This is a genomic window from Ramlibacter sp. PS4R-6 (assembly GCF_037572775.1).
Classification (GTDB): Bacteria; Pseudomonadota; Gammaproteobacteria; order Burkholderiales; family Burkholderiaceae_C; genus Ramlibacter.
In genome coordinates this window covers 26,925-50,638 of the sequence record NZ_JBBHKA010000001.1, presented here as the reverse complement: position 1 = coordinate 50,638, position 23,714 = coordinate 26,925, and the positions used below count along the sequence as shown (strand labels likewise).

The 23,714-nt window shown below is 68.1% G+C and carries 28 protein-coding genes and 1 pseudogene; 13 read left to right on the top strand and 16 right to left on the bottom strand.

Annotation, left to right across the window (positions count from 1 at the left end):
• Positions 1–45: 45 nt before the first annotated feature.
• Complete coding sequence (locus WG903_RS00265; RefSeq protein ID WP_340072162.1) at positions 46–279, top strand: hypothetical protein; 234 nt, start codon at positions 46–48, stop codon at positions 277–279.
• Here the strand turns inward: WG903_RS00265 and WG903_RS00260 are convergent.
• The 5 genes from WG903_RS00260 to WG903_RS00240 form a co-directional block, all read right to left on the bottom strand.
• On the bottom strand, positions 276–2,012 hold the full coding sequence (locus WG903_RS00260) for an MFS transporter (protein WP_340072161.1): 1,737 nt from the start codon (positions 2,010–2,012) through the stop codon (positions 276–278). The genes WG903_RS00265 and WG903_RS00260 overlap by 4 nt on opposite strands.
• Before the next feature lie 42 nt (positions 2,013–2,054).
• Complete coding sequence (locus WG903_RS00255; RefSeq protein WP_340072160.1) at positions 2,055–2,480, bottom strand: hypothetical protein; 426 nt, start codon at positions 2,478–2,480, stop codon at positions 2,055–2,057.
• Between the two features lie 98 nt (positions 2,481–2,578).
• Positions 2,579–2,728 (bottom strand): lmo0937 family membrane protein, encoded by a 150-nt coding sequence (locus WG903_RS00250; protein ID WP_340072159.1) that lies wholly within the window; start codon positions 2,726–2,728, stop codon positions 2,579–2,581.
• A gap of 8 nt (positions 2,729–2,736) precedes the next feature.
• A complete protein-coding gene (locus WG903_RS00245; RefSeq protein ID WP_340072158.1) occupies positions 2,737–3,102 on the bottom strand; it encodes a hypothetical protein in 366 nt (121 codons plus the stop codon).
• A gap of 79 nt (positions 3,103–3,181) precedes the next feature.
• Positions 3,182–3,493, bottom strand: coding sequence for a BON domain-containing protein (locus WG903_RS00240; RefSeq protein ID WP_340072157.1), 312 nt, complete (start codon positions 3,491–3,493; stop codon positions 3,182–3,184).
• A gap of 206 nt (positions 3,494–3,699) precedes the next feature.
• Here WG903_RS00240 and WG903_RS00235 point away from each other — a divergent pair, with 206 nt between their 5' ends.
• Positions 3,700–5,154: a phospholipase D-like domain-containing protein gene (locus tag WG903_RS00235; protein WP_340072156.1), complete on the top strand. Its 1,455-nt coding sequence runs from the start codon at positions 3,700–3,702 to the stop codon at positions 5,152–5,154.
• On the opposite strand, the gene WG903_RS00230 is transcribed toward WG903_RS00235, so the two are convergent.
• Positions 5,151–5,957, bottom strand: a complete 807-nt coding sequence (locus tag WG903_RS00230; protein WP_340072155.1) for a Crp/Fnr family transcriptional regulator — start codon at positions 5,955–5,957, stop codon at positions 5,151–5,153. The two genes, WG903_RS00235 and WG903_RS00230, sit on opposite strands and share 4 nt — an antisense overlap.
• Positions 5,958–6,030: 73 nt before the next feature.
• On the opposite strand from WG903_RS00230, the gene WG903_RS00225 reads away from it, so the two are divergent.
• The 3 genes from WG903_RS00225 to WG903_RS00215 all read left to right on the top strand — a co-directional run bounded on the left by WG903_RS00225 (position 6,031) and on the right by WG903_RS00215 (position 8,167).
• Positions 6,031–6,387 carry a hypothetical protein gene (locus WG903_RS00225; protein WP_340072154.1) on the top strand — a complete coding sequence of 119 codons (357 nt, stop codon included), beginning with the start codon at positions 6,031–6,033 and terminating at the stop codon, positions 6,385–6,387.
• Between the two features lie 128 nt (positions 6,388–6,515).
• The gene (locus tag WG903_RS00220) at positions 6,516–7,694 is read left to right on the top strand and encodes a sensor histidine kinase (protein WP_340072153.1); all 1,179 of its coding nucleotides are present in this window, start codon (positions 6,516–6,518) and stop codon (positions 7,692–7,694) included.
• The gene (locus WG903_RS00215; RefSeq protein WP_340072152.1) at positions 7,691–8,167 is read left to right on the top strand and encodes a response regulator; all 477 of its coding nucleotides are present in this window, start codon (positions 7,691–7,693) and stop codon (positions 8,165–8,167) included. The genes WG903_RS00220 and WG903_RS00215 overlap by 4 nt, the downstream gene beginning before the upstream one ends.
• Before the next feature lie 14 nt (positions 8,168–8,181).
• Here WG903_RS00215 and ureG read toward each other — a convergent pair whose 3' ends face one another.
• The 7 genes and pseudogenes from ureG to WG903_RS00180 all read right to left on the bottom strand — a co-directional run bounded on the left by ureG (position 8,182) and on the right by WG903_RS00180 (position 12,442).
• Positions 8,182–8,805 carry an urease accessory protein UreG gene (ureG, locus tag WG903_RS00210; protein ID WP_340072151.1) on the bottom strand — a complete coding sequence of 208 codons (624 nt, stop codon included), beginning with the start codon at positions 8,803–8,805 and terminating at the stop codon, positions 8,182–8,184.
• Positions 8,802–9,470: an urease accessory protein UreF gene (locus WG903_RS00205; protein ID WP_340072150.1), complete on the bottom strand. Its 669-nt coding sequence runs from the start codon at positions 9,468–9,470 to the stop codon at positions 8,802–8,804. Before WG903_RS00205 ends, ureG begins: the two co-directional genes overlap by 4 nt.
• A pseudogene (ureE, locus tag WG903_RS00200) lies at positions 9,436–9,933 on the bottom strand (urease accessory protein UreE); the annotation flags it as partial. The pseudogene ureE and the gene WG903_RS00205, both read right to left, overlap by 35 nt.
• Complete coding sequence (gene ureC, locus WG903_RS00195; RefSeq protein WP_340072149.1) at positions 9,933–11,651, bottom strand: urease subunit alpha; 1,719 nt, start codon at positions 11,649–11,651, stop codon at positions 9,933–9,935. The pseudogene ureE and the gene ureC, both read right to left, overlap by 1 nt.
• A gap of 2 nt (positions 11,652–11,653) precedes the next feature.
• Complete coding sequence (locus tag WG903_RS00190) at positions 11,654–11,959, bottom strand: urease subunit beta (RefSeq protein ID WP_340072148.1); 306 nt, start codon at positions 11,957–11,959, stop codon at positions 11,654–11,656.
• Entirely contained in the window at positions 11,956–12,120 is a 165-nt protein-coding gene (locus WG903_RS00185) for a hypothetical protein (RefSeq protein WP_340072147.1), read from the bottom strand. Before WG903_RS00185 ends, WG903_RS00190 begins: the two co-directional genes overlap by 4 nt.
• Before the next feature lie 19 nt (positions 12,121–12,139).
• The gene (locus WG903_RS00180; protein WP_340072146.1) at positions 12,140–12,442 is read right to left on the bottom strand and encodes an urease subunit gamma; all 303 of its coding nucleotides are present in this window, start codon (positions 12,440–12,442) and stop codon (positions 12,140–12,142) included.
• 255 nt (positions 12,443–12,697) lie between these two features.
• Here WG903_RS00180 and urtA point away from each other — a divergent pair, with 255 nt between their 5' ends.
• From urtA to WG903_RS00145, 7 genes are all read left to right on the top strand, one after another.
• The gene (gene urtA, locus WG903_RS00175; protein WP_340072145.1) at positions 12,698–13,984 is read left to right on the top strand and encodes an urea ABC transporter substrate-binding protein; all 1,287 of its coding nucleotides are present in this window, start codon (positions 12,698–12,700) and stop codon (positions 13,982–13,984) included.
• 120 nt (positions 13,985–14,104) lie between these two features.
• The gene (urtB, locus tag WG903_RS00170) at positions 14,105–15,676 is read left to right on the top strand and encodes an urea ABC transporter permease subunit UrtB (protein WP_340072144.1); all 1,572 of its coding nucleotides are present in this window, start codon (positions 14,105–14,107) and stop codon (positions 15,674–15,676) included.
• On the top strand, positions 15,676–16,827 hold the full coding sequence (gene urtC / locus WG903_RS00165; RefSeq protein ID WP_340072143.1) for an urea ABC transporter permease subunit UrtC: 1,152 nt from the start codon (positions 15,676–15,678) through the stop codon (positions 16,825–16,827). Before urtB ends, urtC begins: the two co-directional genes overlap by 1 nt.
• Complete coding sequence (gene urtD / locus WG903_RS00160; RefSeq protein ID WP_340072142.1) at positions 16,824–17,684, top strand: urea ABC transporter ATP-binding protein UrtD; 861 nt, start codon at positions 16,824–16,826, stop codon at positions 17,682–17,684. Before urtC ends, urtD begins: the two co-directional genes overlap by 4 nt.
• Positions 17,684–18,376, top strand: coding sequence for an urea ABC transporter ATP-binding subunit UrtE (gene urtE, locus WG903_RS00155; RefSeq protein ID WP_340078173.1), 693 nt, complete (start codon positions 17,684–17,686; stop codon positions 18,374–18,376). Before urtD ends, urtE begins: the two co-directional genes overlap by 1 nt.
• Before the next feature lie 86 nt (positions 18,377–18,462).
• On the top strand, positions 18,463–18,690 hold the full coding sequence (locus WG903_RS00150; RefSeq protein ID WP_340072141.1) for a hypothetical protein: 228 nt from the start codon (positions 18,463–18,465) through the stop codon (positions 18,688–18,690).
• Positions 18,691–18,840: 150 nt separating this feature from the next.
• A complete protein-coding gene (locus WG903_RS00145; RefSeq protein WP_340072140.1) occupies positions 18,841–20,820 on the top strand; it encodes an alpha/beta hydrolase family protein in 1,980 nt (659 codons plus the stop codon).
• Here WG903_RS00145 and WG903_RS00140 read toward each other — a convergent pair.
• The 3 genes from WG903_RS00140 to WG903_RS00130 form a co-directional block, all read right to left on the bottom strand.
• Complete coding sequence (locus WG903_RS00140; RefSeq protein WP_340072139.1) at positions 20,817–21,647, bottom strand: urease accessory protein UreD; 831 nt, start codon at positions 21,645–21,647, stop codon at positions 20,817–20,819. The genes WG903_RS00145 and WG903_RS00140 overlap by 4 nt on opposite strands.
• Before the next feature lie 22 nt (positions 21,648–21,669).
• Complete coding sequence (locus WG903_RS00135) at positions 21,670–21,819, bottom strand: hypothetical protein (RefSeq protein WP_340072137.1); 150 nt, start codon at positions 21,817–21,819, stop codon at positions 21,670–21,672.
• Positions 21,820–21,921: 102 nt separating this feature from the next.
• Entirely contained in the window at positions 21,922–22,800 is an 879-nt protein-coding gene (locus WG903_RS00130) for a PAS domain-containing protein (protein ID WP_340072136.1), read from the bottom strand.
• Between the two features lie 58 nt (positions 22,801–22,858).
• Between WG903_RS00130 and WG903_RS00125 the strand changes: the two genes are divergently transcribed.
• Positions 22,859–23,701, top strand: a complete 843-nt coding sequence (locus WG903_RS00125) for a CAP domain-containing protein (RefSeq protein WP_340072135.1) — start codon at positions 22,859–22,861, stop codon at positions 23,699–23,701.
• Positions 23,702–23,714 lie beyond the last annotated feature (13 nt).

Here is a 23,714-nt window from a genome sequence, read left to right as displayed (position 1 = left end):
GGGGGAGCGTTTTCCCGGTCCCGGCGCGGGCTAAACTGCTCATCCATGGGCATCGCCGAAGACAAGCTGAAGTACCTGCAGCTGCAGCAGGAGGCCGACTTCGCGCTCTGGAAGGCGCGCGAGGCGATCGCGGAGGTGAAGCAGGCCTACGCCCTGCTGGCCGCCGGCAAGGGACCGGGACCGTCAAAGGAACTGCTGGAGCAGCTCGCGGCGTTCGAAGGCGACGCCGAGGTGAAATACCGCACGCTGCGCGACTTCCTGCGCGCGTACTTCGGCTAGCCGGCCGCCTCCGGCCGCACGCGCTGCAGCGCCGGGTCAGCCTCGATCACCGTCGTCTCGCGCCAGTCCATGCGCGACAGCGCCAGCAGCACGATGCCGCCGGCCAGCGGCGCCACGTACAGGAAAACGTTCACCAGCGTGTGCAGCGGCTCGGCCGTCGCCTTGCCGGCCCAGTAGCGCCCGTACATCGCGAGCAGCAGCACGGCGACCCACGGCGCGGCGCGCCCCCACGCACCGGATGCGGTGCCCAGCACCTCGCGGCCGGCCAGCAGGAACAGCGCCGAGGCGACGAACACCAGCGTGTAGAAGGTGCCGATGATGGGTTGCACGGCGCCCACGGCTTCGCGGTTCGGCCAGAACACCAGGAAGGACAGCACGCACACGCCCAGAACCGCCGCGGTGGTGCGCGAGCGCCAGTTGGCGCGGTCGTCGGCCCAGGCGGCGGGCTGCTTCATGGCCGGCAGCAGCAGGACGCACAGCGGCCCGACGATGGCATCGACCAAGAGCGTCGTTGGGTAGCCCCAGGCTTCGATCACGACGCCCTGCCAGCTGGCCGCGAACGCGATCGCGAGGTTCATCATCGCCATGTAGGCCGTGAACTGCGTGGCCGCCACGCGCGGGTTGGTGACGTCCATCATGATGGCCGAGCGCGTGCCGTACATCAGCCCCTGGAACACCGCGTAGGCCATGTTCGCGATCCACAGCTGCGTGATGAGGGCGGGGATCGGCGTGGAACCGGGCGGGCGCGGCATCACGTAGCCCGCCACCTGCAACTGCCACATGAGGTAAAGCACGGGCGCGCTCATGAACAGCAGGTACCACGCCAGCGTGATGCGGCGGCCCAGCTTGTCCGAGAGCCAGCCGCCCAGCACCATGCAGGCCGCCGACGTGATGGAGCTCCAGAAACTTAAAGCGCCGACCTGGTCGTCGTTCATGCCCAGGTCGACGGCCAGGTTGGTCTGCAGCGCGAGGCCCAGCGACATCGCGCCCGCGGGCAGCAGCGAGAAGAACACGCCGCGGAACGCGCCGCTGGTGCCGACGAAGGAACGGAAGGACTGCACGGCGAAGGAGCGCATGTCCGTCATCGCCTGCTGCATGCGCGTGACGCCGGCGGGCAGCGCCAGCGCGCCGATCAGCGCCTCCTTCATCGGCAGCACGACGAACAGCGTGACGAGCGCGATCGACGCGGCCACCAGCAGGAAGGTGGACTGGAAAGGGATGTAGGAAGACGCGAACAGCACGCCGCTGCCGCCCACGGCCTGGCCGAGCATCGCGCCGGAGAACATCAGCCCGTTGGCCAGGCCCCGCTCGTCCTCGCCCAGCGTGTTGACCGCCAGCGAATCGATCGCCACGTCCTGCACTGCCGCGAACGAGTTGTGCACCAGCAGGATGGCCGTGAACAGGGCCAGCCCCTGCGGCAGCGGGATGAACACCAGCACCGCAAGCGTGAGCGCCATGACGATCTGCGTGAGCAGGATCCAGCCGCGCCGGTGGCCCCAGCGCTGCGAGCGGAACACGTCGACGAAGGGGCCGGCCGCCCATTTGAACGCCCACGGCAGGTAGAACGACGCGACGAAGGTGCCGATCTCCGCCGGGCCGACGCCGCGCCGCCGCAGCTCGGTGGCGATGGCCACCGCGGCGAAGCCGAGCGGCACGCCTTCGGTGGTGTACAGCAGGAAGAATGCGGCGAGGCGGCCCCGGCGCGAGGCGAGCAGGTTGGGCAGGCGCAGCATGGGCGCATGCTAAGCGCATTCGCCCCGCTTGCGAACCGGGTGCTACGGTGCGTCGCGCAACGCCCAGCGCTGCTTCGGGTCGTAGGGGTAGTGCTTGCGGCCCACCGCATAGGGCGAGGCCTTGCGCTTGGCGGCCACGACGTGCACGCGCGGCGGCGCCAGCTTCGAGGCGCGCAGCTTCGGCGCGGGAGCGGCGTGCCTCGCGGGCTTGCGCGGCGGCGTGCGCAGCAGCGCGCGCGGCACCAGGTCGGCTTCGTGCAGCGTCACCTCGATGCGCACGGGCGGCGTGTCGTCCTGCACGTCGAGCGGCGCCGGCGCTTGCGGCGCGGCGGCGGGCAGTGCCGCTAGGGGGGCGTGGGCCGCGGGCTGCGGTGCCTCCGCGGGCTTGCGCATCATGTACGTTCCCGCACAGAACAGCAGCACCAGCGCGCCGAAGGTGGCCTTCCAGGCAACTGCTTGATCCGACATGGCGGGAGTCTGTTCCCGCATCTGGGTGTTGTCAGTCGGTGGCTCATGCGCCACGCTGTAGGTGCGTGCGCCGGGCGGACTAGTCCGGTGCGACGCCTTCAGAGGGCGCGGCGGCCGCTGATCACCCGCAACAGCACGACCACGATGGCAATGACCAGCAGGGCATGGATCAGGCCTCCCGCCGTGAAGGAGGTGACAAGGCCCAGGGCCCACAGGATGAGGAGGACAACGGCGATCGTATAAAGCATGGGTTCTTTCAGAGTGAAACAGGGTTGTTGGAAGACGGCTCGTTGCCGCCAATGAGCATGACCGGATCGCCGACGCGCCACTTGGCGACGCTCGCGACGCTGCTCACCCGGGCCGATCCATCCCGCAGCCGAATGGTGAATTCGTAAACCGCGGGCGTGGCGCCGGCCGCATCGACCTTGCGGATGCTTTCGACGACACCGCAAGTCCGGCATCTCGCCTTCGACCGGGAGGTAGGTGCTTCCGTCCCGGGCGCGCGTTCCAGCTTGCCCGGAGATGCCGGGGAGGTCACCTCATCGGAGAGGGACAGGTCCGTTGACCACTGCCCGACCGGGACATTGGCCATGGCCACCGTAGCGCCGGCGATGGAGGCCATCACCCACAGGGCGGAAGCAGGCCAAAGGGCTCGAAAGCCCCTGCACGCGATGGCCGGCGCCGGACGGGCAGTCATCTCGTTACTTCACGCGCATGTCGTTGGCGACGGAGGAGACGCCCCCCACGCCTTGCGCCACGCGCACGGCACGATCGATGCTCTCGCGGCTGGAAACGAACCCGCTCAACTGCACGCGGCCCTTGAAGGTTTCGACGTTGATCTCGGCCGACTTGAGCGTCGGGTCGTTGAAGATCGCGGCCTTGACCTTGGTCGTGATCGTCGTGTCGTCCACGTACTGGCCCGTGCTTTCGTGCTTCTGGGTCGACGCGCAGCCGGCGAGCGCGGCCAGCGACACGGCGGCAAAGAGGATGGAGGTGCGGGTGAATCGGTTCATGGTTTCTTCCAGGTGGTTCTTGGGGAGCACCGTGCGCAGCGCGAACGGCCGATGACTTGAAGTCAACGCCGCGAGGTTGCGCGCACGCCGGTCATCCGTCTGTCCACTGCCATACCGATGAGCTTCGGCTCGTGTAGGACGGCACGCCGTCTTGCTGCTGGGTACACCAGCAGACAGACGAGCTGCCACCGGATGAGGCACCCTGCATGTCCATCCTTTCCGAAGACCTGCGCCCCATGAGCAAGAAGACGAGGCCGTGGTGGCCGCGCCCCGGAGCCGGGGCTTTCCTCGCAGTCGCCACCGTGTGCGCGCTCGCCGCGGCAGTGACTGCCTGCGGGACGCTTCCCGACACGCGCTTCCTGTCGGGGCGGTACGAAAAACAGGAGGCGAACTTCCAGACGGCATGGGGGCCGCTGTCGCAGAAGAAGAGCGCCGCCCTCGTGGCACGCCTGCAGGCGGCCAGCGGCGACCTCGACATCCTCGACCGCCAGACCGTGCTGGAACAGCAGATCGGCGGCTCCCCGCTGGTCCTGGGCAACCAGGTGACGCTGCTGGAGGACGGCCCGGCGACGTACGCGTCGATGTTCGCGGCCATCCGGTCGGCCCAAAAGCGCATCCTCGTGGAGTCCTACATCTTCGAAGACGGCGAGATCGGCCGCACGTTCGCCGAGCTGCTCGCGCAGCGCCAGGCTGCCGGCGTGCAGGTGCGCATCATCTACGACAGCGTGGGTACGTTCGGCACGGCGCAGGCATTCTTCGACACGCTCAAGGCGGCCGGCGTGGAGATCGTCGAATTCAACCCGGTCAACCCGCTGGCGGCGAAAGACAAGGCGTGGGCGCCCAACCATCGCGACCACCGCAAGCTGATGATCATCGACGGCGAGACCGCCTTCCTGGGCGGGATCAACATCAGCAGCGTGTATTCGAGCGGCTCGTCGATGCGCACGAGACGCGCCGCCTCGCCCCCCGTCGGGTGGCGCGATACCGACGTGCGCATCGAAGGGCCCGTGGTGGCCGACTTCGAAGCCCTCTTCGAAACGACATGGGCGCGGCAGAAGGGCCAGCCCGCGCCGCCGCCCGTCTCCGCGGCGCAGCGCACCCAGCCCCGCGGATCCGATGTCGTGCGCGCCATCGGCAGCACGCCCGACGACGCCTACAGCCTCATCTACCTCACCCTCATCTCGGCGATCGCGAATGCCGAGAGGCGCGTCTACATCACCAACGCCTACTTCGTGCCGGACCCGCAGCTTGTGAAGGCGCTACTCGACGCGGCCGCCCGCGGCGTGGACGTGCGGATGGTCCTTCCGGGCCAGTCCGATTCCCCGGCGGCGTTCCATGCGGGACGCTCCCACTACGCCCAACTGCTCGAAGGCGGCGTGAAGATCTACGAGCGCCGCGGCCCCCCGCTGCACGCGAAGGCCGCGGTCGTGGACGGCGTCTGGTCCTGCGTGGGCTCGAGCAACCTCGACTGGCGCAGCGCGCTCGACAACGACGAAGTCAATGCGGTCGTGATCGGCCGCGAGTTCGCGGGCCGCATGGAAAGCGCGTATGCCCGCGACATCGCGGCGTCGGACGCCCTCTCGGCCGAGAGCTGGCGGCACCACCCGACGCGTTCACGCATCAAGGAGTGGGGCGCGCGCCTCCTGGGCCCGCTGCTCTAGCCTTGTGGAAGGGTCACCGTCGGGATGGCGCCGACGTTGGCGAGCTGCCTCTGGGGCAGGTAGTGCAGCAACGCGTCGGTCTCTTTCCTGACGACGCGGTAGCACTCGCAGCTCATGGCTTCGAGGCGCGGCCGGTCGAGCACTTCGATCAGTCCGCGCTGGTACGAGATCACCCCGAGCTGCTCCAGCTTGGACGCGGCAAGGGTGACCCCGGGCCGGCGGACCCCGAGCATGTTGCTGATGAACTCCTGCGTCATCGTCAGCTGGTTGCCCGACAGGCGGTCCATCGACAGCAGCAGCCAGCGGCACAACTGCTGGTCGATCGAGTGGTGCCGGTTGCACACGGCCGTCTGCGCGATCTGCGTGATGAGCGCCTGCGTGTACCGCAGCATGAGCAGCAGCAGCTCGCCGTGGCGATTGAATTCGTCCTTGACGCGCGTCCGGGGCAGGCGAAAGGCGTGCCCCGCGCTCTGCACGATGGATCGGCTGGGCGTCGTTTCGCCGCCCATGTACAAGGTGATGCCCAGCAGGCCTTCGTTGCCGACCACAGAAATCGCGGTCGATGCGCCGTTCTCCATCAGGTACTGCATCGACACGATGGAGTCCGTCGGAAAGTAGACGTGGCGCATCGGGTGCCCCGCTTCGTACATCAGCGCGCGCAGCGGCAGTTCGGCCAGTTCCAGGTGCGGGAAGAGTCGCCCCTGCACTTCGGGTGACAAGGCCGCAAGCAGGTGGTTCTGGCTGGGCTCTGGCACAGCGGGCGGAGCATCGGAAGCCCCCAGCCGTGATCGTCGGTTCGCCATCGCGGCGAGTTTAGACGAACCCCCCAGCCGTACGGCGTCGGATACGAAACACCCGCGTGCCCTACCATTGCGCATGCTCGACTTTCAACTGCTCGCCGAAGAAGATTTCGCCGTGGCGCAACTCGAGGGCCTGGTGACGCTCGATGCGTGGCGGGAAGTGCTGCAGAGACTTGCGGACGAGGTGAAGTCCAACGGCGCGCCGAGCCGCCTCGTCATCGACATCCGGAGGGTCCTCGGCTACCTCGGCATTCCAGAACGCAAGACCGTCGGGGCCTTGATGGCGCACCACTTCCTCACTTGCGCGAAAGTCGCCGTCGTCGTGCAGGCGCAGAAGATCACGGGTGTGGTCTCCGGTGAAGCGAATCGCCATGGACTTGACCTGCGTCTGTTTCCCGACTTCGACGATGCCGTGGCCTGGATAAGAACCTAGCCCGGGCGCCTGTCCGCTCCCGCTCGGCTGATCCGCCCGCCGGGCCTTTCCATCAAGAATTCCCCACAGCGCCGGCACAGGGTTCCCTCTAGCGCCTGGCGCCTTCGTTCCATAAGCTCCGCCCCGGGGTGCTCGATTTCATCGAGGAGAGCCTGGTGTCAGTTGGAGCCTGGATGAATCGGAAAGCAGAAGGTGTCGAGACGGAAAGCGAAAGCGGTTACCGGTCGCTGTTTGAACACAACCTGGACGGCGTCCTGTTCACCACACCTGACGGGACCATCCTTCGGGCGAACCCCGCGGCGTGCGAGATGCTCGGGCGCACGGAGCGCGAGATCCACTGCCTAGGGCGCGAGGGCGTCGTCGACGTCTCGGACCCGAGGCTTCCCGTGCTGCTGCAACGGCGGCGCGAAGCCCGGCAGGCGCGCGGTGAGCTCCGCTTTGTCCGCGCCGACGGCGAGAAGTTCGAAACGGAGATTTCCTCGAGCATCTTCTGCGACGACCGCGGCAACGAGCGGTGCTGCATCGTCTTTCGCGACCTGAGCGAACTCGAGCGGGCCCGCAACGACCTTGCCAGGCTGAACGACGAACTCGAGCAGATCGTCGAGCACAGGACGCGGGAGCTCGTCACCGCGGTCGGTGACCTGGAGGCGTTTGCCTATTCGGTTTCGCACGACCTGCGTGCTCCGCTGCGGACGATGCAAGGCTTCGCCGACGTGCTGCAGCAGGACTTCGGCGCCAGCTTGCCCGAGCAGGGGCAGCACTACCTGAAGCGTGTCAGCGCAGGCGCGCGCAAGCTCGGCCAGCTCATCGACGACCTGCTCCGGTTTTCGAGATTGGGCCGGCAGGAGATGCACGCGGGCGAAATCGACGTCGACGCACTGGTGAAGGAGGCCGTCGAGCAGGTCCGCGCGCACGATCCGGACTGGGCCGGCGCCGTGGTCAAGTGTGCGCTGGGGCGCTGCAGGGGCGACCTGCCGATGCTCCGCCAGCTGTGGGTGAACCTGATCGGCAACGCATTCAAGTACTCGGCGAGAAAGGAGCATCCGACCGTGGAGATCGGCTGCGAGCACCGGGACGGCACAACCGTCTACTTCGTCAAGGATGACGGTGCGGGGTTCGACATGGCTTATGTCGGCAAGCTGTTCCACGTGTTCGAGCGATTGCACACGGACGCCCAGTTCCCGGGCACAGGCGTCGGCCTTGCATTGGTCAAGCGCATCGTGGATCGCCATGGCGGCCGCGTGTGGGCAGAAGGCGCGGAAGGGGCGGGCGCCACTTTTTATTTCACGTTGGGATCATCGAAATGAACCGAAGAGGCCGCGTCCAGATCCTTCTGGTCGAAGACAACCCGGATGACGCCGAACTGGCGATTCTCGCGCTCAACGACGCAGGCATCGCCAATGAGGTGCACGTCGTCGGCGATGGCGTCGAAGCGCTCGCGTTCCTGCGGTGCGAGGGCAAATACAGCAACCGCAACCCCTATGAGCCACCCAACGTCGTGCTCCTGGACCTGAAGTTGCCCAAGGTGAACGGGTTGGAAGTGCTGGCCCAGATCCGGGGCGATCCCCGGACCCAGCAGGTGCCGGTTGTCCTCCTTACTTCATCCCAGGAGCAATCCGACGTTGCCAAGGGGTACAAGAATGGAGCCAACGCGTACATCGTCAAGCCGATTGACTTCAAGCAGTTCAGTGAGGCGATTCGCCACATCGGCTACTTCTGGCTTGTCCTGAACCATCCCCCACCGGTCGTCGATCCGAATGCCAGGCGCGACACCAACTGATTGGCGACGCGAACTCACCCCTTGAGCAGGCCCTTGCGCTCGATGAAGGCGACGACTTCCGCAAGCCCGTCCTGCGTCTTCAGGTTCGTCATCACGAAGGGCTTGTCGCGCCGCATGCGCTTCGTGTCCTCTTCCATCACCTGCAGGCTCGCGCCGACGTGCGGCGCGAGGTCGGTCTTGTTGATGACGAAGAGGTCGCTCTTGGTGATGCCGGGCCCGCCCTTGCGCGGGATCTTCTCGCCGGCCGCGACGTCGATCACGTAGATCGTCAGGTCCGACAGCTCGGGGCTGAAGGTGGCGGCGAGATTGTCGCCGCCGCTTTCGACGAACACGATGTCGGCGTCGGGGAAGCGCTCCAGCATGCGGTCGATGGCCTCGAGGTTGATCGATGCGTCCTCGCGGATGGCGGTGTGCGGGCAGCCGCCCGTCTCCACGCCCATGATGCGTTCCGCGGGCAGCGCGCCGCTCACGGTGAGCAGGCGCTGGTCTTCCTTGGTGTAGATGTCGTTGGTGATGGCGACGAGGTCCCACTCGTCGCGCATGGCCTTGCAGAGTTTTTCGAGCAGCGTGGTCTTGCCGGAGCCGACGGGGCCGCCGATGCCCACGCGCAGCGGGGGGAGCTTCTTGGTACGGTTCATGAGCGGAACAGGCGTGAGTATTGGGTTTCGTGGCGCGACGACAGGATCGCGAGCATGGGGCTGAAGGCCTGCGGTTCTTCGGCCGCGAACGCGGCGTCGACCGCCGCGGGAATCTCCTGCGCCAGCCGCGACAGGATGCGCTGGCCCGAGCTTTGCCCAAGCGGCACGACGCGCACGGCGGCCTGCACCATGTTCTCGGCCCAGCCGAAAGCGAAGGCGTTCAGCGCATCGCGCGCGCCGAGTTCGAAGCCCGAGGCGGCGAGGGACCACGCAACGGGATAGGCCAGCGGCCCGGCATGCGGGACGGCGCGCCCCACGGACTTCAGCCATTCCAGCATCGAGCGTCCCATCTGCACGGTCTGCTGGCGCAGCTCCGACGTTTCGCGCGTGCGCAGCACCCAGGCGTTCATCGCATCGGCCTGCGCGGGATCGGCGACCACGTTGCGCACGACGACGAGGTCCGCGCGCGCGAGGTTCAGGTGCAACTGGTGCACGAGCCAGTCGGCGGCTTGCGCTTCGCCGGTGACGAGGCCCGCATCGACGGCCGCTTCGAGCCCTTCGGAATACGAGAACCCGCCCACCGGCAGCGCCGGCGACGCCAGCCACAGCAGCGGCAGCAGGCCGTCAATGGTGGTCGTGGCCGTGGTGCTCGTGCGCGTGTCCATGGTGGCCGCCGCTCGCATATGCCCCGCCTTCCGGCTCGAAGGGCGCGTTCGCTTCGGTCACGTCCAGGTGCATGCTGCGCAGCATGTCCGCGAGGACGTGGTCGGGTTCGATCTTCAGGTGGTCGGGCTTCAATTCGATGGGCACGTGCCGGTTGCCCAGGTGGTAGGCGGCGCGCGTCAGGTCGAAGGGCGAGCCGTGTTCCTTGCACGCGGTGATCACCAGCACCGGCTGGTCGGCCGCGACGATGCGGATGAACGAGCCGTCTTCGGCGACGAGCACGTCGCCCCCGCGCACGACGCTGCCGCGCGGCAGGAACACGCCCACGTGGCGCCCGTTCGAATCGGTGAAGTCGAAGCGGCTCTTCTGCCGCGTGTCCCAGTCCAGCGTGACGAAGGGTGCGCGCTTGACCAGCGCGGGTGCGAGGCCCGCGCCGCGCGCGAGGAGCTTGGTCGCCTGGATCATCAGAACAGGAAGTATCGCTGCGCCATGGGCAGCACCTTCGCCGGCTCGCAGGTGAGCAGTTGCCCGTCGGCGCGCACGGCGTAGGTCTGGGGGTCGATCTCCATCCTGGGCGTCGCGCCGTTGTGGACCATGTCGCGCTTGGTGACCTTGCGGATGTTCTTCACCACCCCGATGGTTTTGGCCAGGCCGAACTCCTTCGCCACGCCGGCGCCGAAAGCGGATTGCGACACGAAGGTGAACGAGCCCTTCGCGACCGCACCCCCGAACGCGCCGAACATCGGCCGGTAGTGCACCGGCTGGGGCGTGGGGATGGACGCGTTCGGGTCGCCCATCGCCGCCATCGCGATGAAGCCGCCCTTGAGGATGAGCGAGGGCTTCACGCCGAAGAAGGCGGGTTTCCAGACGACGAGGTCGGCCCACTTGCCGGATTCGATGCTGCCGACCTCGTGCGAGATGCCGTGCGCGATGGCCGGGTTGATCGTGTACTTGGCGACGTAGCGCTTGATGCGCGTGTTGTCGTTGCGGGCCGTGTCGCCGCCCAGCGTGCCGCGCTGCAGCTTCATCTTGTGCGCGGTCTGCCAGCAGCGCAGGATGACTTCGCCCACGCGCCCCATGGCCTGCGAGTCGGACGAGAACATGCTGATCGCGCCGATGTCGTGCAGGATGTCCTCGGCCGCGATGGTCTCCTTGCGGATGCGGCTTTCGGCGAAGGCCAGGTCCTCGGCGATGCCCGCGTCCAGGTGGTGGCACACCATGAGCATGTCGACGTGCTCGTCGAGCGTGTTCACGGTGTAAGGCATCGTCGGGTTGGTCGAAGAGGGCAGGAAGTTCGCCTCGCCCACCACGCGCAGGATGTCGGGTGCGTGGCCGCCGCCCGCGCCTTCGGTGTGGAAGGCGCACAAGCTGCGGCCCTTGGTCGCCGCGATGGTGTTCTCGACGAATCCGGATTCGTTCAGCGTGTCGCTGTGGATCGCGACCTGCGTGTCCGTCTCTTCCGCCACCGACAGGCACTGGTCGATGGCCGAGGGCGTGGTGCCCCAGTCCTCGTGCAGCTTCAGCCCGATGGCGCCGGCTTCGATCTGCTCGCGCAGCGCATCGGGCCGGCTGGCGTTGCCCTTGCCCAGGAAGCCCAGGTTCATGGGGAACGCGTCCGCCGCCTGCAGCATGCGCTGCATGTTCCAGCGGCCGGGCGTGCAGGTGGTGGCGAGCGTGCCCGTCGCCGGGCCGGTGCCGCCGCCGAACATGGTCGTCACGCCGGAGGCGAGCGCCTCCTCGATCTGCTGCGGGCAGATGAAGTGGATGTGCGAATCGATGCCGCCGGCGGTGACGATCGAGCCTTCGCACGAGATGATCTCCGTGCCCGGGCCGATGATGATGTCCACGCCCGGCTGCGTGTCGGGGTTGCCGGCCTTGCCGATGGCGGCGATGCGGCCGTCCTTCACGCCGATGTCGCACTTCACGATGCCCCAGTGGTCGACGACGAGTGCGTTGGTCAGCACCACGTCCATCGCGCCCTGCGCGCGCGAACGCTGGCTTTGCGCCATGCCGTCGCGGATGGTCTTGCCGCCGCCGAACTTCACCTCTTCGCCGTAGCCGCCGGCGCGCAAGGTGTAGTCGTCCTCGACTTCGAGCAGGAGCTCGGTGTCGGCCAGGCGCACGCGGTCGCCCTTGGTGGGGCCGAACATCTCGGCGTAGGCACGCCTGCCGATGGTGGCCATGGTCAGAGCTTTCCTTGAACGAGGCCGCGGAAGCCGTACACCACGCGCTCGCCGGCGTACTCGACGAGTTCCACCGTGCGCTGCTGGCCGGGCTCGAAGCGCACCGCGGTGCCCGATGCGATGTTCAGGCGCATGCCGCGCGCCGCGTCGCGGTCGAACTGCAGCGCGCCGTTGGTTTCGTGGAAGTGGTAGTGCGAGCCGACCTGGATCGGGCGGTCGGCCGTGTTCTTCACGACCACCGTGGTGGTGCGGCGGCCGGGGTTGAGCGCGTGGTCGGGGCCGTCGACCAGGATTTCGCCGGGGGTCATTCGCCCCTCGCCAGCCACAGGGCGAGCAGGGCGCCGACGGCGATGACCGCGAGGCCGGCGACGTCGCTGGCGTGCCAGTGCACCTCGCCGGGCATGCCGTGCCCGGAATGCGCCCAGGCCTGTGCGGCGAAGAAGGCGGGAAGGGCGAGCCAGTTCTTCATCTTGTCGTCTCCTCGTTGTTCAGGGCAGGGGCTGGTGGACGGTCACGAGCTTGGTGCCGTCGGGGAAGGTGGCCTCCACCTGGATGTCGGCAATCATTTCGGCGACGCCGTCCATCACGTCGGCGCGCGTCAGCACGCTGCGGCCCTCGGACATGAGCTGCGCCACCGTCTTGCCTTCGCGCGCGCCTTCCATCACCGCGGCCGAGATCAGCGCCACGGCTTCGGGGTAATTGAGCTTCAGGCCCTTGGCCTTGCGCCGCTCCGCCAGCAGCGCGGCGGTGAATATCAGCAGCTTGTCCTTCTCACGGGGCGTCAGTTCCATCGTGCCTCCTGCACCAAATCCGATGTCGCAAATCATGTGCCATGCAGCTTCGCAGTGCGCAAGAGCCCCGCGATCGCTCGCCGACAACGCATTTTGGTGCGTCCGCCTCCATTTCGTGCGCGGGCGCGCCGCCAAACCGTGCGCCACGTCGGTGCAAACCCGGATGGGGGGATGGCACACGCCTTGCGTTGACAAGTGACCCCGGCCAACGGGGTTCGCATTTCCCCACTACCTCTTTCACTTCGGAGCAGCCACATGAATCGTCGAGGGAACCTCAAACTCCTCACCGCCTCCATCGCCCTCGGCCTTGGCCTGGGCGCGACCACCCTCTCGCAAGCCCAGGACAAGGGCACCATCAAGGTCGGCGTCCTGCACAGCCTGTCGGGCACCATGGCCATCTCGGAAACGGTCCTCAAGGACACCGTGCTGATGGCGATCGACGAGATCAACGCCAAGGGCGGCGTGCTCGGCAAGAAGCTCGAGCCCGTGGTCGTGGACCCGGCCTCCAACTGGCCGCTGTTCGCCGAGAAGACCAAGCAGCTCCTGACGCAGGACAAGGTCGCCGTGATCTTCGGCTGCTGGACGTCCGTGTCGCGCAAGTCGGTGCTGCCGGTGGTCGAGGAGCAGAACGGCCTGCTGTTCTACCCCGTGCAGTACGAGGGTGAAGAGCTGTCGAAGAACGTGTTCTACACGGGCGCCGCGCCGAACCAGCAGGCCATCCCCGCCGTGGAATACCTGATGTCCAAGGAAGGCGGCGGCGCCAAGCGCTTCGTGCTGCTCGGCACCGACTACGTGTACCCCCGCACCACGAACAAGATCCTGCGCGCGTTCCTCAAGTCCAAGGGCGTCGCCGAGGCCGACATCATGGAGGAGTACACGCCCTTCGGCCACTCCGACTACCAGACCATCATCGGCAAGATCAAGAAGTTCAGCTCCGAAGGCAAGAAGACGGCGGTGATCTCCACGATCAACGGCGACTCCAACGTGCCCTTCTACAAGGAACTGGGCAACCAGGGCCTGAAGGCCAAGGACGTGCCGGTCGTCGCCTTCTCGGTGGGCGAGGAAGAACTGCGCGGCGTCGACACCAAGCCGCTGGTGGGCCACCTGGCCGCGTGGAACTACTTCATGTCGGTCAAGAACCCGACCAACACCGAGTTCACCAAGAAGTGGGGCGACTACGCCAAGACCAAGGGCATCGCCGGCCACAAGGACAAGCCGCTGACGAACGACCCGATGGAAGCCACCTACATCGGCGTGTACATGTGGAAGCAGGCCGTCGAGAAGGCTAAGAGCACGGACACCGACAAGGTCATCGCCGCGATGGCCGGCCAGACCTTCAAGGCGCCGAGCGGCTTCGTCGCCACGATGGACGCCAAGAACCACCACCTGCACAAGCCGGTGTTCATCGGCGAAGTGAAGGCCGACGGCCAGTTCAACGTGGTGTGGAAGACGCCCGGCCCGGTCAAGGCCAAGCCCTGGTCGCCCTTCATCGAAGGCAACGACAAGAAGAAGGACGAGCCGGACGGCAAGTCGAAGGTGTAAGGACCGCCGTTGTCGCCCCGGCGCAGGCCGGGGCCCAGTGTCTTTCGACGGAAGCCACTGGATCCCGGCCTTCGCCGGGATGACATCTTCGAAGTGCCTCGCGTGCGGGGCACTGCAAAGATGTTCAAACGAATCCTTTTCCTGGTGGCGGTATTCGCGGCAGCACAGGCCCACGCGCTGACGGCCGAGGAAGCCAAGGCCATCGCCATCGGCGAATCCGACGCCCGCATCGAGGCGCTGGGCAAGGCCATCGCCACGGCCGACGACAAGACCGCGGCGTTCCTGCAGGCGCTCGCCGACGACTCCGTCAAGGCCGCGGGCGACAAGCTGTTCATCGTCCGGGACGGCAAGGGCACCGACCCCGTCACCGGCGCCGAAGCCGCCGTTCCCGCCGACGCGGAAGACGTGGTGACCAACAACCGCATGCGCGGCGAGATCGATTCCGCGCTGTCGTCGCTCAAGCTCTTCTCGAAGGACGACGCGCTGCGCATGGCGGCGGTGAAGGACTTCCAGAAGGACCCGGACGAATCCAAGCTGCCGATGATCGAGAAGGCCCTGGCCGCCGAGCCCAACGCCGCGATCCGCGAGCAGCTCGCGCTGGTGCGCGCCGCCGCCCTCCTGAACAGCGCCGACAAGGCCAAGCGCCTCGAAGCGGCGAAGGTGCTCGCGGCCAGCCGCTCGCCCGCGGTGAAGTCCATCCTGATCGAACGCATGAAGGGCGAAACCGAGAGCGACGTGAAGTCGGCGCTGGAGCTGTCGCTGCGCAGCGTCGAGGCGTCGCTCGCCTGGGGCGAGCGCATCGGCGCCGTCTTCTCCGGCATCAGCCTCGGCTCGATCCTGCTGCTCGTCGCGCTGGGCCTGGCCATCACCTACGGCCTGATGGGCGTGATCAACATGGCGCACGGCGAGCTGATGATGATCGGCGCCTACGCCACGTACGTCGTGCAGGGCCTGTTCCGCAAGTACCTGCCCGGCTCCTTCGACTGGTACCTCATCGCGGCGGTCCCGGTCGCGTTCCTCGCCTCGGCGATCGTCGGCGCGATCCTCGAGCGCGGCGTGATCCGCTTCCTCTACGGCCGACCGCTCGAGACGCTGCTAGCCACCTGGGGCATCAGCCTTGCGTTGCAGCAGCTGGTGCGCACGGTCTTCGGCGCGCAGAACGTCGGCGTGGAGAACCCCAGCTGGATGTCCGGCGGCGTCGCAGTCATGGGCAACCTGCAACTGCCGTGGAACCGCATCTTCATCGTCGCCTTCGCCTTCGTGGTGCTGGCGGGGATGGCCCTGATGATCGCGAAGACGCGCCTGGGCCTGTTCGTGCGCGGCGTCACGCAGAACCGCCCCATCGCCTCGTGCATGGGCGTGAACACGGCCCGCATCGACACCTATGCCTTCGCGCTGGGCTCCGGCATCGCCGGCCTGGCCGGCTGCGCGCTCAGCCAGATCGGCAACGTCGGCCCCGACCTCGGCCAGGGCTACATCGTCGACTCGTTCATGGTCGTCGTGCTCGGCGGCGTGGGGCAGCTGGCGGGCACGGTGTACGCGGCGCTCGGCCTGGGCATCCTGAACAAGTTCCTCGAAGGCTGGGCCGGCGCCGTGCTCGCGAAGATCGCCGTGCTCGTCATCATCATCGTCTTCATCCAGAAGCGTCCGCAGGGCCTGTTCGCCGCGCGCGGCCGCAGCGCGGAGGCATGATGGACCGCGCCCCGCAGGAGCTGGTCGAGAAGATGCAGGGCTACAAGCCGATGCCGGTGCTGCTGCCCGCGCGCAAGCCGCTCTTCACGAAAGCCGGCTGGACCTTCTTCCTCATCGCGCTCGTGGCCGTGTGCGCCATCGCGCCGCTCATGAACCTCGTGGCGCCCGAGGGCAGCGTGTTCCACATGAGCGACTACGCCGTGGCGCTCATCGGCAAGATCATGTGCTACGCCATCTGCGCGCTGGCCATGGACCTGATCTGGGGCTACACCGGCATCCTGTCGCTGGGCCACGGGCTGTTCTTCGCGCTCGGCGGCTACGCGATGGGCATGTACCTGATGCGGCAGATCGGCCGCGAGGGCCAGTACAAGAGCGACATGCCCGACTTCATGGTGTTCCTGGACTGGAAGCAGTTCCCGTGGCACTGGAGCCTGTCGGACAGCCCGGTCGCGATGCTGTTCCTCGTCGTCGCGGTGCCCGGCCTGCTCGCGTTCGTCTTCGGCTTCTTCGCCTTCCGCTCGCGCATCAAGGGCGTGTACTTCTCGATCATCACGCAGGCGCTCACGTACGCGGCCATGCTGCTGTTCTTCCGCAACGAGACCGGCTTCGGCGGCAACAACGGCTTCACCGACTTCAAGCGCATCTTCGGCTTCACCATCGCCTCGCAGCAGACGCGCATGGGCCTGTTCGTGGTGACCGGCGTGGTGCTGCTGGCCTTCCTGCTCATGGCGCGCTGGCTGGTGCAAAGCAAGTTCGGCCGCGTGCTGCAGGCCATCCGCGACGCCGAGTCGCGCGTGATGTTCTGCGGCTACAACCCGGTGGGCTACAAGCTCGCGATCTGGACGCTGTCGGCCGTGATGTGCGGCGTGGCCGGCGCGCTGTACGTGCCGCAGGTGGGCATCATCAACCCCAGCGAGATGAGCCCGGCGCAGTCGATCGAGATCGCCATCTGGGCCGCGGTCGGCGGCCGCGCCACGCTGGTCGGCCCCATCCTCGGCGCCTTCATCGTCAACGGCGCCAAGAGCTGGCTCACCGTCTTCGCGCCCGAGTTCTGGCTGTACTTCCTGGGCGCACTGTTCATTGCTGTCACGCTGTTCCTGCCCGAAGGCGTCGTGGGGCTGGCGAAGAAGTTCAGGGGAAAACGCGCATGACGCCCGACCTGATGGAAGCAGGCGCGCAGCGCCACAAGGTGCTGCGCGGGCGCACGGAATCGGGCGGGCGCGCCGCCGGTTTCGCCCACCCGGTGCGCGAGCGCGAGGTCGACGTCTCGCACGGCCGCATCCTGTACCTCGAGGACGTGAGCGTCAGCTTCGACGGCTTCAAGGCGATCAACAAGCTGTCGCTGGACATCGCCCCCGGCGAGCTGCGCTGCATCATCGGCCCCAACGGCGCGGGCAAGACCACGATGATGGACATCATCACGGGCAAGACGCGCCCCGACGAAGGCACGGTGTTCTTCGGCAGCACCATCGACCTGCTGCGCCACAAGGAGGCCGACATCGCCCAGATGGGCATCGGCCGCAAGTTCCAGAAGCCCACGGTGTTCGAGCAGCTCACGGTGTTCGAGAACCTGGAGCTCGCGCTCAAGACCAACAAGGGCGTGCGCGCTTCGGTGTTCTTCCGCATGGACGGCGAGCAGGACGACCGCCTGTCGGAGGTGCTGCACACCATCCACCTCACCGACAGCGTGGACCGCATGGCCGGCGAGCTGAGCCACGGCCAGAAGCAGTGGCTGGAGATCGGCATGCTGCTGATGCAGGACCCCAAGCTGCTGCTGCTGGACGAACCGGTGGCCGGCATGACCGACGAGGAAACCGAGCGCACGGCGGAACTCTTCGTGTCGCTCAAGGGCAAGCACTCGCTGCTGGTCGTGGAGCACGACATGAACTTCATCCAGCTGATCTCCGAGAAGGTCACGGTGCTGCACGAAGGCTCGGTGCTGGCCGAAGGCACGCTCGAGCAGGTGCAGGCGGACGAGCGCGTGATCGAGGTCTACCTGGGGCGATGATGCTGTCGGTCAAGGACGTCAACCAGTACTACGGCGGCTCGCACATCCTGCGCGGCCTGTCGTTCGAGGCGAAGCCGGGGCAGGTGACGGTGCTGCTCGGCCGCAACGGCGTGGGCAAGACCACGCTGCTCAAGTCGCTCATGGGCCTGGTGCCCATCAAGTCCGGCACGATGGCATTCGAGGGCAAGCCGATCACCACGCGCACGCCCTACGAGCGCGCCCGCGCCGGCATGGGCTACGTGCCCCAGGGCCGCGAGATCTTCGCGCGGCTGACGGTGGAGGAGAACCTGCGCATGGGGATGGCGTACCGCGCCGCGGGCGAGCCCATCCCGCCGGAGCTGTTCGAGCTCTTCCCGGTGCTGGCGCAGATGCTCAAGCGGCGCGGCGGCGACCTCTCCGGCGGCCAGCAGCAGCAGCTCGCGATCGCGCGCGCGCTCGCCGCCCGGCCGCGCCTGCTGATCCTGGACGAGCCGACCGAGGGCATCCAGCCGTCCATCATCAAGGACATCGGCCGCGTGATCCGCATGCTCGCCGACCGCGGCGACATGGCGATCCTGCTGGTCGAGCAGTACTACGACTTCGCGCGCGACCTCGCCGACGAATTCCTCGTGATGCAGCGCGGCGAGTTCATCGCGCGCGGCCTGGGGCAGGAGATGGATGCGCAGGGCGTGCGCGAGCTCGTGGCGATTTGACCGTCGCCCTGCCGAGCCAAGCTCCTACGGCAACTCAGGCAGCGCGCGGGCGGCAGGAACGCGCCGGGCGAACCAAACTTCGCCGCATGGACGAAGCCGACCTTGCATTCGATTCCGAGCAACGCTACCTGTCGCAGGCGCTCGCGGCGCAACGCACGCGCACCGGCGGCCTGAAGGCGGTCGGCAGCTGCCACAACTGCGGCAACGCCGAGGACATCGGCGAACGCCTGTTCTGCGACAGCGACTGCGCGGCCGACTGGGAGTACCAGGACTCGCTGCGCCGCCGCCTGGGGCTGAAGGCGCCGGTGCACTGACCGCTGCACGCGGCGTGACTTTTTCGCGGGTTCCGCCCGCGGCGCGCGGGCGCATGAGCCCTCGCCGGCTTCCACGACCCTCCCCCGAATAGACTCTCCCGGCCCACGGCTGAGCTAGCATCCGTGCGGGACCCCTGGGGAGCTACCGTGATGATCCGTCGCTGGGCGAGTGCCTTTCTCGCCGCCATCTGCCTGCCATTCGCCGCCGCGCACGCCGCGCAGCCGGCGAGCGCCGAAAACTTCTTCCGCAAGCCTTTCCTCAGCGAAGTGGCGGTCTCGCCATCCGGCCGCCACCTGGCCGCTGCCGTGCCGACCGACGGCGGGCGCGTGCAGCTGGCCGTGATGGAGCTTGCGCCCCTGGGCCCGCCCAAGGTCGTCGCCGCCATCGCGGGATCGGACATCAGCGACGTGCGCTGGGTAAACGACGAGCGCCTGGTCTTCTCCACGGTCGACCTCAAGCGCGCCATGGGCGACCAGAACAAGATGCCCGGCCTGTATGCCGTCAACCGCGACGGCAGCGATTTCCGCCAGCTGATCCACCGCGTGAGCAACACGATCTCGGCGGCGACGGGCGTCATCTCGCGCATCCTCACCTGGGAGTGGGACTTCGTCGACACCGTGGAAGACGGCTCGCCGGACATCATCGTCGGGCAATCGAAGTGGGACGCGGGCTGGGACCTCATCTCGGTATCGCTGTATCGCCTCAACACCTCCACGGGGGAGAAGCGCCTCCTGAGCGCAGGCGCGCCCGAAGGCGCGCAGGACTGGCTGATGGACGCGAAGGGCGAGCCGCGCGCCGTCACGGCCTATGTGGGCAACCGCCGGCACGTGTGGTGGCGGCGCGGCGACTCGCGCGAGTGGGAGCGCATCGGCGACTTCGGCAAGTACCGCAGCGAAGGCTTCCGGCCCGTGTTCGTCGACGCCGGCGGCACGCTGTATGTCGCGGCTCCGCACGGCGCGGCCGGCACCGAGGCCCTCTTCCGGTTCGACGCCGACAGGAAGCAGCCCGAGCCCGAGCCGCTCGTCTCGGTGCAGGGCTTCGACCTGGAGCCGCGCCTGCAGACGCACCGCGGCCAGTTCCTCGGCCTGCACTTCCTCATGGAGCAGGGCGCGAGCTACTGGTTCGACAGGAAGCTGCGCACCTTGCAGGCCGGCGTCGACAAGGCGCTGCCCGGGCGCAGCAACCGGCTGCACTGCGGCAAGTGCGTGGACGCGCGGGCCGTCGTCGTCGAAAGCAAGTCGGACCGCCAGCCGGGCGAGTTCTTCCTGCTCGACACGCAGGACATGTCGATGAAGCGCATCGCCGCCGCGCGGCCGTGGGTGGACGAGGCGACGCAGGGCACGCGCAGCTTCCACCGCTACAAGGCGCGCGACGGCCTGGAGATCCCCGCGGTGGTCACGCATCCGCCCGGCGCGGCGCAGGGCCGGAAGCTGCCGACGGTGGTGCTCGTGCACGGCGGGCCGTGGCTGCGCGGCGCCAAGACCAGCTGGAACGGCGACGCGCAGTTCCTCGCATCGCGCGGCTACCTCGTGGTCGAACCGGATTTCCGCGGCAGCGAGGGCTACGGCTACAGCCACTTCAAGGCGGGGCTGAAGCAGTGGGGCCTGTCGATGCAGGACGACCTGCAGGACGCGCTGAAGTGGGCCGCCGCGCAGGGCTGGGCCGACGCCGACAAGGCCTGCATCATGGGCGGCAGCTACGGCGGCTATGCCGCGCTGATGGGCACGGTGCGCCACCCCGAGAGCTGGCGCTGCGCGATCAGCATCGCCGGCGTGACCGACATCGAGCTGATGTACTCCATCACGTGGAGCGACTTCAACAACGGCTGGAAGCGCTACGGGATGCCGCTGCTGGTCGGCGACCGGGAGAAGGACGCGGCGCAGCTCCAGGCGACGTCGCCGCTGGCGCAAGCCAGCCGCATCAAGACGCCGCTGCTGCTGATCCACGGCGTCGCCGACGTGCGCGTGCCCATCGACCACGAGCGCAAGTTCCGCGCCGCGGTCAGCTCCGCCGGTACGGCGCCCGAGTACCTCGAGTATTCCGACGAAGGCCACGGCGGCTGGCTGCTGGAACACGAGGTGGAGTTCTGGCAGCGCATCGACCAGTTCCTGGCGAAGCACCTGCGCTAGAGCGCCCACAGCCGCGAGGCGATCGCAGGCTGGTCCCACAGGGCCGGGCGCCACGCGGCGTGGATGGCTTTCAGCAGGTTCATCGCGGGCTCGACGACGTCGGCCAGCACGCGCACGACGATCACCCGCGGGCCGGGCGCGGTGGCGCCGGCGCTCACAACCGCATCGCAGGCCGCAAGGGCTTCGTTCGCGAGCTCCAGCGCCTGCTCGCGCCGCGCATCCGCGATGTCCGAACCGCTCGCGAAGAACAGCGTGGCCAGGCAGCGGCGGCCGGCCAGGCCCAGGGGGCCGTCCATCAGGCGCGCATCGTTCGCGTCGATGCGGCCGCGTTCGAGCCACTGGCCTTCGAGCTCGAGGTGCTGCAGCAACAAGCCCTGCTTGAAGGGCTGCTCCGCGGCGGGCAGGCCGAGCGCGGCGATGTCCCAGCCCATCATCTCGGCGCCGGGCGCCAGGTCGAGTTCGATGCGGTTTTCCGCGATGCAGCCGCTGTACGCCAGCGCTTCGAGCGGCAGCCATTCGAGCCGCGCGCCGGTATCGAGCCGCAGGTGTGCGCGCTGCATGGCGGGCTCGCCTTCGCTGCGGTAGAAGCGGGCGGCGCCCGGCGTCGTCACGAAGCCGTGGCTGCCCTCGCGCACGTGCACGGCGATGTCCAGCGTGTCGCCGCCGACGAGGCCCGACGGCGGGTGCACCAGCACGTTGTGGGCGATCGCGTCGCCCTCGGGATACAGGGTCTGCAGGATGCGAAGCGGCCCTTCGTGCGCGTGCCGCGCCACGGTGCGGCCGCCTTCGCGCGAGTAGTCGAGTCGAAGGCGTGCATGCCAGGGCATGCCGCCGACTTTAACTCTTCAATTACGCGAACAGGCGCTGGGCCTTGTCCTGGAGTTCCTGGCGGCGCATCATGATTCGAGGCAGGTCCGGGTGCAGCGGGTTGATCTCGGACATGGCCCACTTGTAGAACGCCTGGGCGGTCATGACGTGGATGAGATGGAGGATCTTCATGACACGTATCGTGCCGACTGGCTGAGGCAGGACCTGTCGGCGCCTGCCTCGTCCATTGGCGGCGTTCTCCGACAGAACGTGTCGGAACTCACGCCTGCAGCACTAGTCCGGGGCGGTTTTGCGGCCGAGTTGGGCGCGCAAGCGTAAAACTTCACGCCGCATCGCGATCCGCTCGGTGTCGTCGCGGATGCAGAAGGTCAGGCCCTCGTCCGTGGGGGTCACCTTGAAGTGCACCCAGATCGCCAGCGGCGCGTAGAACTTGGTGAATTCGACGCTGCGGTTCGCCGTCGCGGCGTCCGTGCACTTCTCCAGGAAGACGCCGCGCCCCGTTTCCGGGAAGGTGCGCAGCATGCTCTTGCCCAGGAGCTCGGCGCGCGTGCGGTGCAGGATGCGCTCGGCCTCGGGGTTGAGGTAGACGAAGCGCCACTGGCGGTCCAGCAGGATGTAGCCGTCCGGCAGGTTCTCCAGCGTGCGCGCGAGGCGTTCGCCCGTCTTGTGCGCCTCGGCCACCGCGGCCCTGTGGCGCGTGATGTCCTGGATCGCGCCGCGCAGGGCGGTGATGCCGCCGTCGGCGTCGCGCTCGGCCTCGCCGATGGCGCGGATCCACGCGCGGCGCCCGCCGGCGGTCTCCAGCTCGAGCTCCAGGTCGAAGGGCGTGCCGCAGGTGGCGCAGTCCTCGAAGGCCGACATGATCCTCAGCTGCGACCGCGGTTCGTAGAAGGCCAGCGCCGTCTCGGTCGTCGGGCGGAATTCCGGGCCCACCTCGTGGATCGCGCGCACCTCGTCGGACCAGGCCCAGGCCATGTCCGACAGGCGCAGCGACCACGCGCCGAGCCGGCCGGCGCGCGCCGCCACGCGCACCAGCGCTTCCATTTCCTGCCAGCGCTCCTGCGCGAGCCACGCCTGCGAGTCCTGCCCGGTTGCGCCCAGGTAGCCGCGGTAGGTCACGCCCGCCGCCGCATCGCCATTGAGCCAAGCCATGCCGTGGCCTCCTTCGGCAAAGGCGCGTGCACGTTGCGTGCCAGCGGTAGCATGGCGCATGGCCTCTCGCACGATCGCGGTGCTCATGCTTGCCGGCGCGTCGGCCGCGCTGGGCGCGGGCACCGGCGACGAGCACCTGTTGTCGCTGGTGGTGCAGGCGCGGGCCCGCGGCTGCGCGGGGCACGCGGGCACGCGCGAGCCCTTGCACTGGTCTGCCGCCGTGGTGCGTGCCGCGGCGCGGGCCGAGCGCGGCGAGAAGCCTCTGGCGGCGCTGGAGCACGAGGGCTACCGCGCCACGCGCGTGTTCCATGCCAGTTTCGGCGGCTACCGCGACGCGGCCGCGGTCGCCGATGCCTTCGCGAACCATTACTGCTCGGCGCTGGTCGAGCCCGGCTTCACCGACTTCGGCTTCCACCGCAGCGGCTCGCGCTGGCTCCTGGTGCTGGCCGCGCCGCTGGAAGTGCCGCAGCTGGCCGACCGCAAGGCCGCGCTGGCGAAGGTGCTGGCGCTGACGAACGAGGCGCGCGCGCATCCCCGGACCTGCGGCGACAAGGCGTTCGACGCGGCGCCGGCCGTGCGGTGGAACCCGCAGCTGGAGCGCGCGGCCGCGCAGCACGCGCAGGACATGGCCGCGCACGCCTACCTGGACCACCGCGGCCGCGACGGCAGCACGCCGGCGCAACGCATCACGCGCGCGGGCTATCGCTGGCGGGGCGTGGGCGAGAACGTCGCATCGGGGCAGACGACGCCGCAGGACGTCGTGGCCGACTGGCTGCGCAGCCCGGGCCATTGCGCCAACCTCATGAACCCGGACTACAGCGAGATGGGGGTGGCCTACGGCGTCAACATGAATGCGGAAGCTGTCGTTTTCTGGGCGCAGGCCTTCGGCAAGCCGCGCTGAGCGGCGCTTGCGC